Below are 14,292 nucleotides of genomic sequence, written 5' to 3' on the forward strand. Positions count from 1 at the left end.
ATCGTCTGTGTGCGCAGTGCGGTCGCGATCTTGGCGTTGAAGGCGCTTGGTGTCTCGGCGATCGCGGCATTCAGGACATCCGTGGGAGCGCCCAGGGATCGTAAGCTTCGTCGAACCCGTAGGGTGCCGCCACGAGATCCTGATCCGCCGACACACCTTGGAACAATATTGGCGATGGCTGCGGTGCCGCGTCCACGACGCCTGAGAACGTGGTCGGCGCGCCGCTGAGCGATCCGCTCCCGGTGAAGGCTGTGCTGTCGACCGTGCTCAAAGCCTGCTGCAGCAGTGCGCTGAACGGCCCCCGTCCTGCGTATCGCTCGGGAACGTAGCGCCCGGACCCGCAACGGCCGGTCCGGCACCGAGCAGGACTGCAACAGCCCCAACTGTCCGAGCGATTGAAAAGAGAAACCCATGTCGTCTCCTGACGCACTTGTTTGCAGGGATATTGAGCAAGGGTCGGGCCAAGTGCCGCGAGCTGCTCAAACCTTGACTTTCCGGGTTGCGCGCACGACCTCGGCGGTGGCGCATGGCAGTTCCTGCCGGCCCGCCCCTGCCGGGCAGGCGGCAAATTCCGCCGCACCCGCAGAATTTGCCGATCTTCAGCCGCGCAGGTAAAAGCACGCCATGAACAGCCTAGGTTTTGATCGTGCGCCCGCCGACACGCGCGTGGTGGTGGCCATGTCAGGCGGCGTTGATTCCTCCGTCGTCGCAGCGCTGCTCGCCCGCGAGGGCTACGACGTCGTCGGCGTGACGCTGCAACTTTACGACCACGGCGCAGCCGTAGGGCGCGTTGGGGCCTGCTGCGCCGGATCGGACATTCACGATGCGCGGAGTGTGGCGGCGCGTCTGGGCATCCCGCATTACGTGCTCGACTATGAAAGCCGGTTCCGCCAGTCGGTGATCGACGAATTCGCCGACTCCTACATGCGTGGCGAAACCCCGATCCCGTGCGTGCGCTGCAACCAGACGGTCAAGTTCGCCGATCTGCTGGCGACCGCCCGCGATCTGGGAGCCGACTGCATGGCCACCGGGCATTATGTGCAGCGGATCATCGGCGCACGGGGTCCCGAGCTGCATGCCGCCATCGACCCCGCGCGCGACCAGAGCTACTTCCTGTTCGCGACCACACCCGATCAGCTCGACTATCTGCGCTTTCCCCTTGGCGGCATGGAGAAGCCGGCAGTGCGTGCGCTGGCGGCCGAGTTCGGTCTTGCTGTCGCCGCCAAACCGGACAGTCAGGACATCTGCTTCGTGCCGCAGGGCCGTTATGTCGACGTGGTCAAGAAACTGCGGCCGGATGCGGAGACGCCGGGCGAGATCGTCCATCTGGATGGCAGGGTGCTCGGCGTGCACAAGGGCATCGTGCATTATACGGTCGGCCAGCGCAAAGGGCTGGAGATCGGCGGATTGGCGGAACCCTTGTATGTGGTCGCCGTCGACGCTGCCCAGCATCGGGTGATCGTCGGGCCGCGCCTGGCGCTTGCCTGCGCGTCCGCTGCAGTCCGTGAGGTCAACTGGCTCGGTGACGCACCCTCCAGCGAGGGCGTGCCGGTGCAGGTGCGCGTGCGCTCGACCACGCGGCCGACACCTGCGCGCTTCATGCCGGGGCCGAACCCGCATGTGGTGTTCGAGACACCTGAGTATGGCGTGTCGCCCGGTCAGGCCGCCGTGTTCTATGCGGGCGGCCGCGTGCTTGGCGGCGGTTGGATTGCCGGCACTACCCGCGCGCTTCATGCCGCGCAGACGGCGGCCTGACGGGGTCAGGGCGCGACCGGCGTATCCGCGCCGACCATGAACCGTGCCGACTGCCCGGCGGCCCCGGTCCCGGCTGCCCGCCGCCGACCGTCACACGATATTGCCCCGCCATCACCAGGCGCTGCCCTTCCGGCGTCACGGCGCTCAAATCCCGCGGGGTCAGGGTGAAACGTACCGTCTTCGCTTCGCCGGGCTGCAAGGCGATGCGCTGGAAGCCGCGCAGCGCGACCTGAGGCACCCCGGGGCGATCCGGGAAGTTCAGGTAAAGCTGCACCACTTCCTCGCCAGCGCGCGCGCCGGCATTGCGGACCTCGGTCGAGACCTCCAGTCCTTTCGCGGCGTCGCCTTCGACCGGAACGCTGAGCGGCGCATAGGCAAAGCGCGTGTAGCTGAGGCCGTGACCGAACGGATAGAGCACCTCGCCCTTGAAATAGCGGTAGGTACGGTTGTCCATCGCGTAGCTGTCGAATGGCGGCAACTGCTCGGCGGACTTGTAGAAGGTGACCGGCAGCCGTCCCGCCGGGCTGAAGTCGCCGGCGATCAGCTCGGCGGCGGCCGTACCGCCCTGACCGCCGGGGTACCAGGCTTCCACGATGGCCGGGATATGCTTGTCCGCCCAGTTCACGCTCAGGGCACTGCCGTTCATCAGCACCAGCACGACCGGCTTGCCTACGGCGTGTACCTGCTCGAGCAGCTGCTGCTGCGGCTTCGGCAGATCGAGGCTTGTGCGGTCGCCGCCGGCGAAGCCCTCCGCCTTGACCTTCATTTCCTCGCCTTCGATCCTGCTGGTCAGACCGCCGACGAACACCACGATGTCGGCCGCCCTTGCGGCCGCGACAGCCTGTGTGGCGTCCGACCCCGGTACATGCCAGACCAGCCGCTGTTCGCCGCGCTGTCCGCGCTGGAAGGCCTCGACCCGGATCGGATAGCGCTTGCCTTTCTCGAGCGCGATGACACCCGAGAGCAGCGACGGCGCATCACCGACACCCCATTCCTCCACCACCGGCTTACCGTCAATGTAGACGCGGTAGCCGTTTTCGGACGCAAACCGGAAGGAATAGTCCCCGGAGGCCGGCGCGGTCAGCCAGCCGGACCAGCGCGCCGAGCTGCTGCGCATGCCGGTGCTGCGCCAGGCGATCGCGGGCGCAGCGTCCAGTCCGGTCTTGACCGGCTTGCCCGCCAGTTCGACCCCGTCGAAGTGCTCGGCATACAGGCCCTTCTGCCGGCACGCTTCATCCGCGCAGAAAGCTGCCTCCGGCACCGGGTCTTCCGCCGGGCCGACCAGGCCAATGCCCTGCACATAGTCGATCTTCGCCTTGGGGAAGCGTGCTCGCAGGCCGTCGAGCACCGTCACCGGCGCGCTTGGCGTGCCGTAGTAGTTGCCAACCAGCGCATCCAGACTGTCGGCGTTCGGGCCAATCACGGCGATCCGCGCCGGTGCGCTCTTTAGTGGCAGCAGGTTGCCGGCGTTCTTCAGCAGCACCATGGAGGCGCGCGCCATATCGAGGACACCGCATGGTGCGCCGGCGTGTCGTAGTCTTTGGCGGTAATGTGCGCATACGGCAGGGTCTCGTAGCGATCGAACAGACCCAGCCGGATCCGTGCCTCGAACAGCCGGGTGAGCGCCTGATCCAGCGTCGCCTGCGCCATCGCCCCGATTTGACGGCCGCGACGATATTCTCGGCCTCCGTGGTCATGTTGTTGCGGTAATCGCCGCAGATCAAATCCATGCCGGCGCCGATGCCCTTGGCGACGGCCTTCACCGGATCCTTCTCGTAACGCAGCGAGTCTTCACGGTAGATGTTGGCGGCTGCCCGCAGTCCGAGACGACAAAGCCCTTGAAACCCCAGTCCCGGCGCAGATACTTGCCCATCAGCAAATCGCTTGCGCACGCTGGCACCCCATTCACCGCGTTGTAGGCGCACATGATTGAGCCGACCTTCCCTCCATTACCGTCTTGCGAAAGGCAGGCAGGTAGGTGTCCTCAAGGTCGCGCGGGCTGGGGTGAAAGTCTTGCTGATGGCGGGTCGACTCCGGCCCGGAGTGGACGGCGAAATGCTTGGATGTGGCGATAGTCTTGAACAGGGTCGGATCGTCGCCCTGAAGTCCTTTGATGAATGCCGTGGCGATTTCGCCCGTCAGGTGCGGGTCCTCGCCGTAGGTCTCCTGCCCCCGGCCCCAGCGCGGGTCGCGGAAGATGTTGATGTTGGGGACCAGACGGTCAGCCCTTCGTAGAAGCCGCTGCCGCCGTTCACCTTGCGGCGCTCGACGAACTTTGCCCGAAACTCCGTACTGATGATGTCCGCCACCTTGTGCATGCGCGCGACGTCCCAGCTCGCGGCCATGCCGATCGCCTGCGGGAACACAGTGGCGATCCCGGCGCGCGCCACGCCATGCAGACCCTCGTTCCACCAGTTGTATTCCGGGATGCCGAGGCGCGGGATCGCCGGCGCATCGTTGCCGATCTGTCGAGCCTTCTCTTCCAGCGTCATCGCGGCGACCATGGCTTTCGCCCGGGCCTGCGCGGTCTCCAGGGACTGCACCTGGGCAAACGCCGGCAGAGCGGAAGACGCCAGCCACAAGGCAATAAACGCAGCACGCGCAAGACGGCGATCCATAATATACCCCTTCTCCCAAGGCGGCGCACGGCATGAAACATGGCGCGCCTGTTGTATTTTGCGCCATGGTAGCGCAAACATTTTCAGGATCAACCCAATTTGAACGGGAAAATGCGCCTGGCCCGGCAGGGCGCTTTCGTGGCGCCCTGCGCGGCGTCTTGACCTCGTGGCCCGGTTTACCGTATGTGCCGCGATCTTGTTCGCGCATGCGCGAACGGCCCAGGTGGGGCGGAGTAGCTCAGGTGGTTAGAGCAGCGGAATCATAATCCGCGTGTCGGGGTTCGAGTCCCTCCTCCGCTACCAACCCGGATTGTCCACCAGTGACCCACTGAGGCCACTGGCAGACATTTTCGAGGAAAATCAAATATTTTTCGCGTCCCGTTGCGTACGCCGGCGTCCCGGTGCGACCGGCTGCGGCCACCCACGGCGATTTGGATTGGGGGTATTTTGGGGTATTTTTCGGCTGTCCCCAAAACAGGCGATACCCCAGATGGCTTTGAAAGAACTTGAGGTCAAATACGCCACCAAGCGGCAGCGCCCCTACAAGCTGTCCGATGGAGAAGGCCTGCACCTGCTCGTCCAGCCGAACGGATCGAAGCTCTGGCGCCTGAAATACCGCTTCGACGGCAAGGAAAAACTGCTGAGCTTCGGCAAATATCCGACCGTCACGCTGGCGATCGCCCGCGAGAAGCGGACCGAAGCCAAGCGGCTGCTCGATCAGGGTGAGGACCCCGCCGAGGCCAGGAAGCGGGCGAAGAAGCAGAGGGCCGCGCTCAAGCTGTTCGAAGAGATTGCGCGGGCCTGGCACGCCAATCGTATTGAAGGGCTGGACTCGGCCCATGCCCTGCGCGTCATCAACCGGATGGAGCGCGACGTCTTTCCGGTCATCGGGAAGCGTCCGATCACGGAAATCGACCCGCCCGAGATTCTCGAGATGATCCGCGCGGTCGAAGCGCGCGGCGCCCTCGATATCGCCCGTCGCCTCAAGCAGAACGTCAGCCAGATCTATCGCTTCGCGATCGCGAGCGGCTGGGCGACCATCGATCCGACGCTCGGCCTCAACGATGCGCTCAAGCCCAAGCCGCCCGTCAGGCACATGGCGCGCGTGCCGCTCGCGGAGTTTCCGAAGCTGGTGCGAGCGATCTTCGCCTATGACGGCGAGGACACGCCGCGCCGCCGCGAGATCACCCGTGACGCGCTGCTGTTCACCTTGCTCACATGGGTCCGAACCAGCGAAACCCGCTTCGCGGCCAGGGACGAGTTCGAGGATCTCTATGGACCGAACCCGCTATGGCGTCTGTCGCCGGAGCGCATGAAGATGGAACGTGAGCATCTTGTTCCGCTGTCCCGCCAGGCCGCAATGATCGTTCAGCGCCGCTTGCAGGCGACGAACGATGCGTTCCTCTTCCCGGAGCCAAGCCTGGAAAGTCTATTTCCGAGAACACCATGATCTATGCCTGTTATCGGATGGGGTATCTCCATCGGCAGACGGTACATGGGTTTAGGGGCTCGGCTCGACCTGGGCGAACGAAGCCGAACGCTACAAGCCGGATTGGATCGAGATGGCGCTCGCTCACGAGGACGAGGATGAGGTGCGCGGCGCTTACAACAGTGCGCTCTATCTCACACCGCGAAGGCGGATGCTCCAAGACTGGGCCGACGTGATCGACGCGGCAACCGCAGTGTCGAATGTCGAGAAGAATCCTATCGAGTTCTCACAATTCATGCGCTGTTCCGCTCCCATCCAGCACCAGCCACCAAGCGACCAGAGACAGCCGTATTGGCAACGCCCCTTCGGGCGGCTTCGCGATGAGCCTCAAAAGTCAGAACCGCCGATTTAGAGGCGCGGTTTTCTGCCATAGTTGTTAGAAATATCAGCTACTTAGATGCATCCGCGAATAGTAGAATGAACTCCAAGAAACCGTATCTCACTACATCTCATCATAGCTGATTCCCTTGCAACTCGACAAGGGAAACCGCCGGGACCGCCAATTACGCCGATACATCGTCTGGAAGGGCTCGATTGGGGCGAGCAGAACGCGCGCATCCGTCCCGATGGACGCGCTCAGCGTGACTAATTCAATGAAATATATGGGGTTATTTGCGTCGCCACGAAGCGTCAGCGGTGCAGGCTCATCAGTCCTTAATCAATGAGTGGGAGGAATAGTTCGCCAACAAATTGAATTGGACGATGAGCCCCAAGGCGCGGCAAATGGCGCCAAATCAAAAATGCCGTGGGGAGGACAGTCATGGTCACAGCCTTTAGGACAAATTTGCTTTGTGCCACCGCGCTATCGATCGCGTGTGCGCTTGCAGTGCCGGCACATGCCCAGGACGCTGCATCGCAGGGCGAAAAGCCCGAGGCGCAGGAAGGTGGCCTTGAGACAATCGTCGTCACGGCGCAGAAGCGCGAACAGAATTTGCAGGATGTTCCAGCCGCCGTTTCCGCCATAGGCGGCGAGACGCTGCGCACGCGCGGCATCACGGAGACCTCAGACTTGATGGGCGCGATCCCCAGCCTGCAAGTCACCACTCCCTATGGTCGCACCCAACCGAATTTCTCGCTGCGCGGGATTTCAGTGGCGAACGAATTTTCCGCCTCCACTGCGTCGCCGGTTGGCGTCTATGTCGATGAAGTCTATCAGAGCTTCCGGGCGAGCCATGGCCTGCAACTCTATGACATCGACCGGGTCGAGGTACTGCGCGGACCGCAAGGAACACTCTACGGTCGCAACACCACGGGTGGCGCGATCAGCTTCTTCACGCGCAAGCCGGATCTGGGAGAGGCCAATGGCTATCTGACCGCCGGCTATGCCAATTACGACACTTTCACGGTGCAGGCGCCGCTGAAGCGACGCTGGTTCCCGACATCTTGGGCGTCCGCGTCGCCGGTACTTTTGCAAAGGGGATGGTTGGCAGCGCAATGTACTGCCTGGGAATGAGCGCGACCTAGGGACCACCGATACGATCGGCGGTCGCATCTCGATCCGCTTCCGGCCCGATCCCGATCTCGACATCAATTTGAAGCTCTATGCCGCGAAGGACGATCCATGGGGCACCGCGCCCTATGCAGGTGGTCAACTCGCGGGCGGGCAGGATGCGCTCGGCTATTCGCGTTACGATCCGCAACCTTTCCTAGGCGGGCGGTTGCTGCGTGACAATGAGGTCGCAGTTGATCGGGTAGGTAAGAACATCAGCAAGTCGAAAGGGATAGCCCTCAACATCAAATGGGATGTCAGCGACCAATTCTCCGTCACCTCGATTACCGGCTACGACACCGGCGACTATATCAACAATCCTGATGATTGCGATGGCGGCCCAGCCGATCTCTGCTCGATCGGCCTCACGTCGACGAGCAAGAATTTCAACCAGGACCTGCGTTTCAGCTATTCGAACGACCGCCTCGATATCATTGCCGGCCTTTATTATGGCAGGGACAAGGTCAAGACGGTCAACTACCCGGACTTTTCGGGGCGCTGAGGCCGCTGCTGCTTGGCGCCGGTCTTCCGGGCAGCTACAATAACGCCGCAATCGGAACGCCCGACGCGATCCGCTATATCCCAGCCTTTGCCGCCAATCCGGCGTTGGGGCCTGGCGATGCCGGATTCTGCGACGCGATCGAGATCAATCCCAACGGCTTCCTTGATGCACGCTCGCTGATTGCACTCCAGACCGACATCGCGATCAATAATACGGGCAATGGCGGCATGGGGGTAGCTTTTCGGCGGGCTGCGCCGGGGCAGGCGCGCCTCCGTTCACCCCGATCCTCGGCGAACAGCGTTTTGACGTGTCGCGCCCCTCGAAGGCGATCTACGGCGACGTAACCTGGAAAGCGACCGAGCGGCTGACCGTGGCGGTGGGTGCACGCTACACCCAGGATAAGGTCAATTACCTTAACGGCAGCACTTTCCTCTATGCGCTCGACGGTACGACGCCGGTTGTCAACCTGATCCCCTACAGCAATCCATACAACCCCAATCTCGCGCCGCTTGAGCAGCGCGAAAAGGCAAACAGGCTAACCGGCCGTATCAATGTCAGCTATGAGTTCGCCGATGATATCATGGGCTATCTCCAGTACAGTCGCGGTTACCGCAGCGGCAGCTTCAACGGGCTTGCCTATCAGGGCGTCAATCAAGTCTATTATATCCAGCCTGAAAAGGTGAATGCATATGAGGCGGGGCTCAAAACCCGGCTGTTCGATCGCCGCGTCCAACTTAACCTCGCGGGCTTCTACTACGAGTATTCGAATCACCAAGTAACGCAGGTGGTCGGCGCTACAACCTTCACGCGCAGCGCCAATGGTCGCCTGTTCGGTGGCGAGGCCGAACTCGCCTGGCAGGTGGCCGATACGTTGCGTTTCGATGCTTCGCTGGGCTATCTCAACAGCAAGTACAAAGGCAATGTGATCGATCCGGCAAACCCGGCCAGCCCGACATTGAACGTCAACGGCAATCCCTTCCCGAACGCGCCGGAGGTTACGTTCCAGGCCGGATTCGACTGGGATATGATCGATGACGGCACCAACAAGCTGACCTTGCGCGGTGATGCGTCCTACATGGGCAAGTACTATTTTGATCCGTTCAAGAATTATGGGCAGACACCGTGCGATACACCCCAGCGGGATCGAACATAACGCTCGCGGGTAAGGCGATTACATGCGCAAATCCGGGCTACTGGCTCGCCAATGCGCGATTAACCTATGCGCACGACAATATGTCGGTTAGCTTGTGGGCGAAGAATCTGTTCGACAAATATTACTACACCTACGGCCTCAACATCAACGTGTTCGGCTACGATTATCTGAACCGCGGCATGCCGCGCACTTATGGCGTCGAAGCGACAGTCAAGTTCTGATCGCTGCTGCGACGGGGGCGGCGGGCATCCTCTCCCGCCCGCTGCCCCGATTTTTCGACCTGACTTTCAGACCGAGGAGTATCCATGATGCGTTCCACCGGCAACGGTCCCTCATTCATCGGCACGGCGTACAGAATCGAGCGCGCTGTGATCACTGAGATCGGCGCAGCTGAAAGCACCGCCCAGGCGAGCAGCGCCGAGCGGCCAGCGCGCCTCCGGACGATTTAACGTGGATGCGTCTCGGAACAGAACTGAGCTGGAACGAATTTTCGCGACCCAACGCGAAGGGACGCGTGAGCAGGTTTCGCGCAGCTACGAAGAACGCATGGACCTGCTCGGGCTTGGCCGGATATTTGAGCAGCACAGAGACGAATTGGTCGATGCCGTTGCCGCCGATTTCGGCATTCGATCCCGCTACGAGACTATCCTGCTCGACCTGATGCTTGGCATATCGGAAATTAAATTTGCGCGCCGCAATCTGAAGACGTGGCTGAGGCCGCGGCGGGTGAAGACTGACATCTTCGGCCTTCCCGGTTCATCGCGCCTGGTCCCCAGCCCCTAGGTGTGGTGGGCGTTCTCGGCACGTGGAACTATCCGCTCGGCACCATATTCGTTGGCGCGGCCGGTGCATTGGCGGCCGGCAACCGCGTGATCGCAAAGCCGAGCGAAGTTTCCGCCAACGCCGCCGAAGCCAGCGAGCGGCTTGTGCGCCGGTATTTCGCCGAAGAGGAATTCGCGATTGTCCAGGGCGGGCCCGACATGGCACAGGCGATGACGGCCCTACCTTTCGACCATATTCTCTTCACCGGTTCACCCGCGGTTGGCCGCAAAGTCTATGAAGCGGCGGCTGCCAACCTTACACCTGTTACTCTGGAACTTGGCGGCAAATGCCCTGCCATCGTGGGCAAGGGTGCATCGCTTGCACAAGTCTGTGAAAGCTTAGTGTTCGGCAAGCTGCTCAACGCCGGCCAGACCTGCATCGCCGCTGACTATGCCTTCGTCCATGTCGATCAGATGGAAAGCTTCGTCGCCGCACTCCGCGCTCAGGTTGCCAAATGCTACCCCAACGCGGCAAGCAACCCCGATTTCACCAGTATCATCAATGACCGACAGTTCGCGCGGCTCCAAGGTTTGCTCGATGATGCCGAAGCCAAGGGCGCGACGGTGCTCAACCTCTCGGACAACGGCGATGGAACGCTTCCTGAACGGCATCGGATCGTGCCGTTGGCGGTTCTCGACGTTACCGATGACATGGCGATGATGCAGGAGGAGATTTTCGGACCGATCCTGCCGATCATGCCATATCGCTCCGAAGACGAGCTCATTCGCTACGTAAACCGGCATGAGCGCCCGCTGGCGCTCTATTATTTTGGCGACGAAAGTGAGGAACGGCGCAAGATCATTTCCGAAACGCACGCTGGCGGCGTGACTCTCAACGGCACGGTCATGCACGTCTTCCAGCGCCGGCTGCCTTTCGGTGGCATCGGACAGAGCGGCATCGGTGCCTATACCGGCGTCGCCAGTTTCGAGCGCTTCACTCATTACAAGCCGGTGTTCTCTCAGCCGAAACTCAGCCTGCTTGGTCAACTTCTGCCACCCTATTCGAGCAAGACCGAAGGACTACTCAACATCTTCGAAAAGATCCTCTGACGTGGCTGCGGCGGTTGATGCTGGCATGTTGCATGACGCCGGGTCGCCAGCATGGGTCGAATGACAAGGGAAGCAAATGGCTGACTATGTAATTATTGGAGGTGGGTCGTCGGGCGGCGTTATCGCCAGCCGGTTGTCCGAGGACCCCGATGTCACCGTTTGCCTGCTCGAGGCAGGCGGCCCAGGCACCTCGCCGCTTGTGTCCACGCCCGGCGCTTTTGCGGCGCTGATCCAAGACTATCGGATCAATACGCTCAACTGGCGGTTCAACACCGACCCTTCAAAGGCGCTCAACGACCGCCGCCTCTACAATCCGCGCGGGAAGATGCTGGGTGGATCGAGCGGTATGAACGGGATGGTCTATATCCGCGGCGACCGGTCGGATTTCGACCACTGGGCCGAACTCGGCAACGACGGCTGGGGTTACAACGATGTCCTGCCCTATTTCCGCAAGGCTGAGAATAATGAGCGCGGTGAGGATGAGTTTCACGGCTCGTCGGGACCGCTTCACGTATCCAACGGCAAGCGCGAATTCGATGTCTATGATGCTTTCATCGAGGCGGCGACTGGACTGGACCATCAAGCCAATCCGGACTTCAATGGTGCCAGCCAGGAAGGTGTCGGCATCTATCAGTTTACCGTGAAGGACGGGAAGCGCGCCAGCGTGAAGGCGTGTTACCTTGATCCGGTGATGGGCAGGCGCGGCAACCTCCGCGTCGAAGTACATGCCCGCGTCCATCGTATCAGGTTTGAGGGCAACCGCGCGGTGGCAGTCGAGTATTCCCAGGACGGGCAGTTGAAGACGATCCCGTGCGAAAAGGAAGTCATTGTCAGCGGCGGCGCTATAATTCGCCCCAACTGTTGATGCTTTCCGGTATCGGACCGCGTGATGAGTTGGAGAAGCATGGAATCGAAGTGATTCATGATATTCCCGGTGTCGGCCAGAATCTTCACGACCATCCTGACCTGATGCTGGTCTACCAGTCGAAGAAGCGGCTCGGGATCGCACTCAATGTCGTTGGCGCGCTCAAGACCGTGCGAGACCTATTCCAGTATCTCACGCAAAGGAAAAGCTGGCTGGCATCGCCGCCCACGGCTGCAGGCGGTTTCTTGCGATCCGCGCCGGGGCAGAACCGGGCGGACTGCCAGGTCCATGTCGTGCCGCTCGCCTATCGCGACCATGCGCGCGACTACAAGCTGATGACGAAATGGGGCTATACGATCATTCTCAATATTGGGCCCAAAGAGCCGCGGCTGGGTTGCCTTACATGACTCAAACCCCGAATCCGATCCCAAGATTGACCTCAATCTCTTGAGTCATCCCGACGACCTCAAGACGTTGCGCAATGCCTTCCGTGTCGTGCAGGAGATCCTGCATTCGGATCGCATGAAGGCGATGATGAAACGGCCTCTCTATCCTGACCGCTACCTTGAAACTGATGAAGAGATCGACGCCTATATCCGGGCAGAAGCCAATCATGCTTATCATCCGGTGGGAACATGCAAGATGGGCACCGACGAGATGGCGGTGGTCGACAACCGCCTGCGCGTTCACGGCCTCGCAAATATCCGCGTGGCCGATGCCTCGATCATGCCATCAGTCGTCAACGGCAACACCAATGCAACCTGCATCATGATCGGCGAGAAAGCCGCCGACATGATCCGGCACGATAATATGAGCAGCAAGAATAGCATCGCAGAATATTGAATTGGACGATTGGATCAATGCTGCAGACACAGATGCTTACGAAAAGAAGTCCGGAGAGGCCTATCGCATGTCAGTTTATTATGTGTCGACTGCGCCATTGTGGGCGAGCGCCTTAGAGGAGCGCGGCTGATGGACGTCCGTACGCAAATACGTCGCGCCGCACGTTATTTCGCCCAGCAAGAGGCTCTCGTTCACGGCCACAGGCGGTTGACTTTCTCGGAAGCCTGGTTGCGCGGCGTGAAGCTCGCAAATGCTCTTGCGGAGTGCGGCCTTCAACCGGGTGACCGGATTGCTACGCTGGAGAAGAACTCCATCGAGGCCGCCGACATCATACTGGCGGCTGCCATTGGAAACTATACGCGTGTTCCTCTCTATGCGCGCAACCGATGTGAAGCGCACGCCCATATGATCGCGAGTACCGGATCTCGGTTGGCGCTGGTCGATGAGGCATTGGCTTCGGAGTTGGCGGGGCTGGATGCCCAAGCTCCGACGCTTGAGCGGATCATTATCCGCGATCACAACTATGAGAATTGGTTGGCGACAGCCTCGGACCGGGATCCTGATCCCGTCGTCGCGCCGGAGGACTATTGTGTCATCCGCCACACCGGCGGCACGACGGGCAAACCCAAGGGCGTTGCCTATCGGCACCGTTCATGGATGACGATCTCCGCCGCATTTTTCAGCATCGGCCCCAAGTGGCCCCAGGGGATGCCATTCTGCATGTCGGCCCGTTGTCCCATGCATCGGGCTTCCTGTTCGTGCCGGCCTGGTATTGCGGCGCCCGCAACGTGATGATGGACGGCTTCGATCCAGCGTCCTTTCTTGACACTCTCGAGCAGGAACGGATCAGCCATGCCTTTGTAGCCCCCACCATGCTCAATGCCATAGTGCATCACGACGGGGCATATGGCCGCCACTTTCCGAATTTGAAGTTTCTGCTGAGTGCTTCAGCGCCGATCTCCGAGCCGACGCTTCGCAAGTCGTGCCAGATATTCGGGAATCATGTTCTTCATTCGGGCTATGGACAGACCGAAATCCTGCCCATCGCGTCTATGGGGCCCAACGAGTGGTTCGGCGAATTTGAAGGTTCTGCCCCAATTCGGGCGGTCGGACGTCCCATGAGTGGCGCCGATATCGAAATCCGTAACGAGGACGGAAAGGTGCTGGGACCAAACGAGCCCGGCGAGATCGTCGCACGGTTCGAAAATGGCCAGATGGAGGAATTCTGGAACGATCCGGAGGAAACCGCCCGGCGCATGGAAGATGGCTGGGTCAAAACCGGCGATGTCGGCATGATCGACACAAACGGATTTTTGTATCTGCTCGATCGCAACAACGACATGATCGTGTCAGGCGGCTTCAATATCTATCCCACCGAAATCGAAAACGTAATTGCCGACCATCCCGGTGTACTCGAGGTCGCGGTCTTTGGCGTGCCCCATGAAAAATGGGGTGAAACGCCGCTTGCAATGGTGCGTGTCAAGCCCGGAGCACAAATCACGGAGACCGAGATAATAGATTTGGTGCGCCAGCGTCTGGGCTCCGCAAAAAGCCAAGCAAGGTCGTTTTACCGCCGAGCCACTGCCGTTGAGCAATGTCGGAAAGGTGCTTCGTTCAAAGCTTCGAGAGCCCTATTGGGCGGGCCAGGACCGGCGCATTTCGGGGCATGACCGACGCAGCCATCCTAGCCACATCCTCTATTCCGGT

The 14,292-nt window shown here is 61.0% G+C and carries 17 protein-coding genes, 1 tRNA gene and 2 pseudogenes; 14 read left to right on the top strand and 6 right to left on the bottom strand.

The genetic code is table 11. The features are described 5' to 3' along the window. Positions 1-70: 70 nt before the first annotated feature. Positions 71-271: a hypothetical protein gene (locus tag E6W36_RS04725; RefSeq protein WP_222873919.1), complete on the bottom strand. Its 201-nt coding sequence runs from the start codon at positions 269-271 to the stop codon at positions 71-73. Between the two features lie 353 nt (positions 272-624). Here E6W36_RS04725 and mnmA point away from each other — a divergent pair, with 353 nt between their 5' ends. Further along, positions 625-1,755 carry a tRNA 2-thiouridine(34) synthase MnmA gene (mnmA, locus tag E6W36_RS04730; RefSeq protein ID WP_222873920.1) on the top strand — a complete coding sequence of 377 codons (1,131 nt, stop codon included), beginning with the start codon at positions 625-627 and terminating at the stop codon, positions 1,753-1,755. Here the strand turns inward: mnmA and E6W36_RS04735 are convergent. The 5 genes from E6W36_RS04735 to E6W36_RS17910 all read right to left on the bottom strand — a co-directional run bounded on the left by E6W36_RS04735 (position 1,718) and on the right by E6W36_RS17910 (position 4,373). Then, on the bottom strand, positions 1,718-3,256 hold the full coding sequence (locus tag E6W36_RS04735; RefSeq protein ID WP_222873921.1) for a glycoside hydrolase family 3 C-terminal domain-containing protein: 1,539 nt from the start codon (positions 3,254-3,256) through the stop codon (positions 1,718-1,720). The two genes, mnmA and E6W36_RS04735, sit on opposite strands and share 38 nt — an antisense overlap. Next, positions 3,229-3,405 carry a hypothetical protein gene (locus E6W36_RS04740; protein ID WP_222874562.1) on the bottom strand — a complete coding sequence of 59 codons (177 nt, stop codon included), beginning with the start codon at positions 3,403-3,405 and terminating at the stop codon, positions 3,229-3,231. Before E6W36_RS04740 ends, E6W36_RS04735 begins: the two co-directional genes overlap by 28 nt. 109 nt (positions 3,406-3,514) lie before the next feature. Continuing rightward, positions 3,515-3,682 carry a glycoside hydrolase family 3 N-terminal domain-containing protein gene (locus E6W36_RS20350; protein ID WP_281277450.1) on the bottom strand — a complete coding sequence of 56 codons (168 nt, stop codon included), beginning with the start codon at positions 3,680-3,682 and terminating at the stop codon, positions 3,515-3,517. Beyond that, positions 3,661-3,972 carry a glycoside hydrolase family 3 N-terminal domain-containing protein gene (locus tag E6W36_RS17905; protein ID WP_281277507.1) on the bottom strand — a complete coding sequence of 104 codons (312 nt, stop codon included), beginning with the start codon at positions 3,970-3,972 and terminating at the stop codon, positions 3,661-3,663. The genes E6W36_RS20350 and E6W36_RS17905 overlap by 22 nt, the downstream gene beginning before the upstream one ends. Beyond that, positions 3,894-4,373 carry a hypothetical protein gene (locus E6W36_RS17910; protein ID WP_246048430.1) on the bottom strand — a complete coding sequence of 160 codons (480 nt, stop codon included), beginning with the start codon at positions 4,371-4,373 and terminating at the stop codon, positions 3,894-3,896. Before E6W36_RS17910 ends, E6W36_RS17905 begins: the two co-directional genes overlap by 79 nt. A 227-nt stretch (positions 4,374-4,600) precedes the next feature. Between E6W36_RS17910 and E6W36_RS04750 the strand changes: the two genes are divergently transcribed. From E6W36_RS04750 to E6W36_RS20365, 13 genes and pseudogenes are all read left to right on the top strand, one after another. Beyond that, a tRNA-Met gene (locus E6W36_RS04750) sits at positions 4,601-4,676 on the top strand. Next, on the top strand, positions 4,645-5,823 hold the full coding sequence (locus tag E6W36_RS04755; protein WP_246048127.1) for a tyrosine-type recombinase/integrase: 1,179 nt from the start codon (positions 4,645-4,647) through the stop codon (positions 5,821-5,823). Before E6W36_RS04750 ends, E6W36_RS04755 begins: the two co-directional genes overlap by 32 nt. Before the next feature lie 112 nt (positions 5,824-5,935). After that, a complete protein-coding gene (locus E6W36_RS17915) occupies positions 5,936-6,214 on the top strand; it encodes a hypothetical protein (RefSeq protein WP_246048128.1) in 279 nt (92 codons plus the stop codon). A gap of 474 nt (positions 6,215-6,688) precedes the next feature. Beyond that, complete coding sequence (locus E6W36_RS17920) at positions 6,689-7,315, top strand: TonB-dependent receptor plug domain-containing protein (protein WP_246048129.1); 627 nt, start codon at positions 6,689-6,691, stop codon at positions 7,313-7,315. A gap of 79 nt (positions 7,316-7,394) precedes the next feature. Next, positions 7,395-7,853 (top strand): hypothetical protein, encoded by a 459-nt coding sequence (locus E6W36_RS17925; RefSeq protein ID WP_246048130.1) that lies wholly within the window; start codon positions 7,395-7,397, stop codon positions 7,851-7,853. A 274-nt stretch (positions 7,854-8,127) separates the two neighbouring features. Then, a pseudogene (locus E6W36_RS17930) lies at positions 8,128-9,006 on the top strand (TonB-dependent receptor); the annotation flags it as partial. 80 nt (positions 9,007-9,086) lie between these two features. Continuing rightward, the gene (locus tag E6W36_RS21785; RefSeq protein WP_342776802.1) at positions 9,087-9,227 is read left to right on the top strand and encodes a hypothetical protein; all 141 of its coding nucleotides are present in this window, start codon (positions 9,087-9,089) and stop codon (positions 9,225-9,227) included. 325 nt (positions 9,228-9,552) lie between these two features. Then, positions 9,553-9,789, top strand: a complete 237-nt coding sequence (locus tag E6W36_RS17935; RefSeq protein WP_246048131.1) for a hypothetical protein — start codon at positions 9,553-9,555, stop codon at positions 9,787-9,789. Positions 9,790-9,794: 5 nt separating this feature from the next. After that, on the top strand, positions 9,795-10,877 hold the full coding sequence (locus E6W36_RS04765; protein WP_246048132.1) for an aldehyde dehydrogenase family protein: 1,083 nt from the start codon (positions 9,795-9,797) through the stop codon (positions 10,875-10,877). A gap of 76 nt (positions 10,878-10,953) precedes the next feature. After that, positions 10,954-12,149 (top strand): annotated as a pseudogene (locus E6W36_RS04770) (GMC family oxidoreductase). After that, positions 12,112-12,585: a GMC family oxidoreductase gene (locus tag E6W36_RS17940; protein ID WP_246048133.1), complete on the top strand. Its 474-nt coding sequence runs from the start codon at positions 12,112-12,114 to the stop codon at positions 12,583-12,585. The pseudogene E6W36_RS04770 and the gene E6W36_RS17940 overlap by 38 nt, the downstream one beginning before the upstream one ends. Positions 12,586-12,684: 99 nt before the next feature. Continuing rightward, a complete protein-coding gene (locus tag E6W36_RS20360) occupies positions 12,685-13,377 on the top strand; it encodes an AMP-binding protein (RefSeq protein WP_281277453.1) in 693 nt (230 codons plus the stop codon). After that, positions 13,317-14,255 carry a class I adenylate-forming enzyme family protein gene (locus E6W36_RS20365; RefSeq protein WP_281277454.1) on the top strand — a complete coding sequence of 313 codons (939 nt, stop codon included), beginning with the start codon at positions 13,317-13,319 and terminating at the stop codon, positions 14,253-14,255. Before E6W36_RS20360 ends, E6W36_RS20365 begins: the two co-directional genes overlap by 61 nt. The last annotated feature ends 37 nt before the right edge of the window (positions 14,256-14,292 follow it).

The sequence above is a fragment of the Hankyongella ginsenosidimutans genome (assembly GCF_005144965.1).
Lineage (GTDB): Bacteria > Pseudomonadota > Alphaproteobacteria > Sphingomonadales > Sphingomonadaceae > Hankyongella > Hankyongella ginsenosidimutans.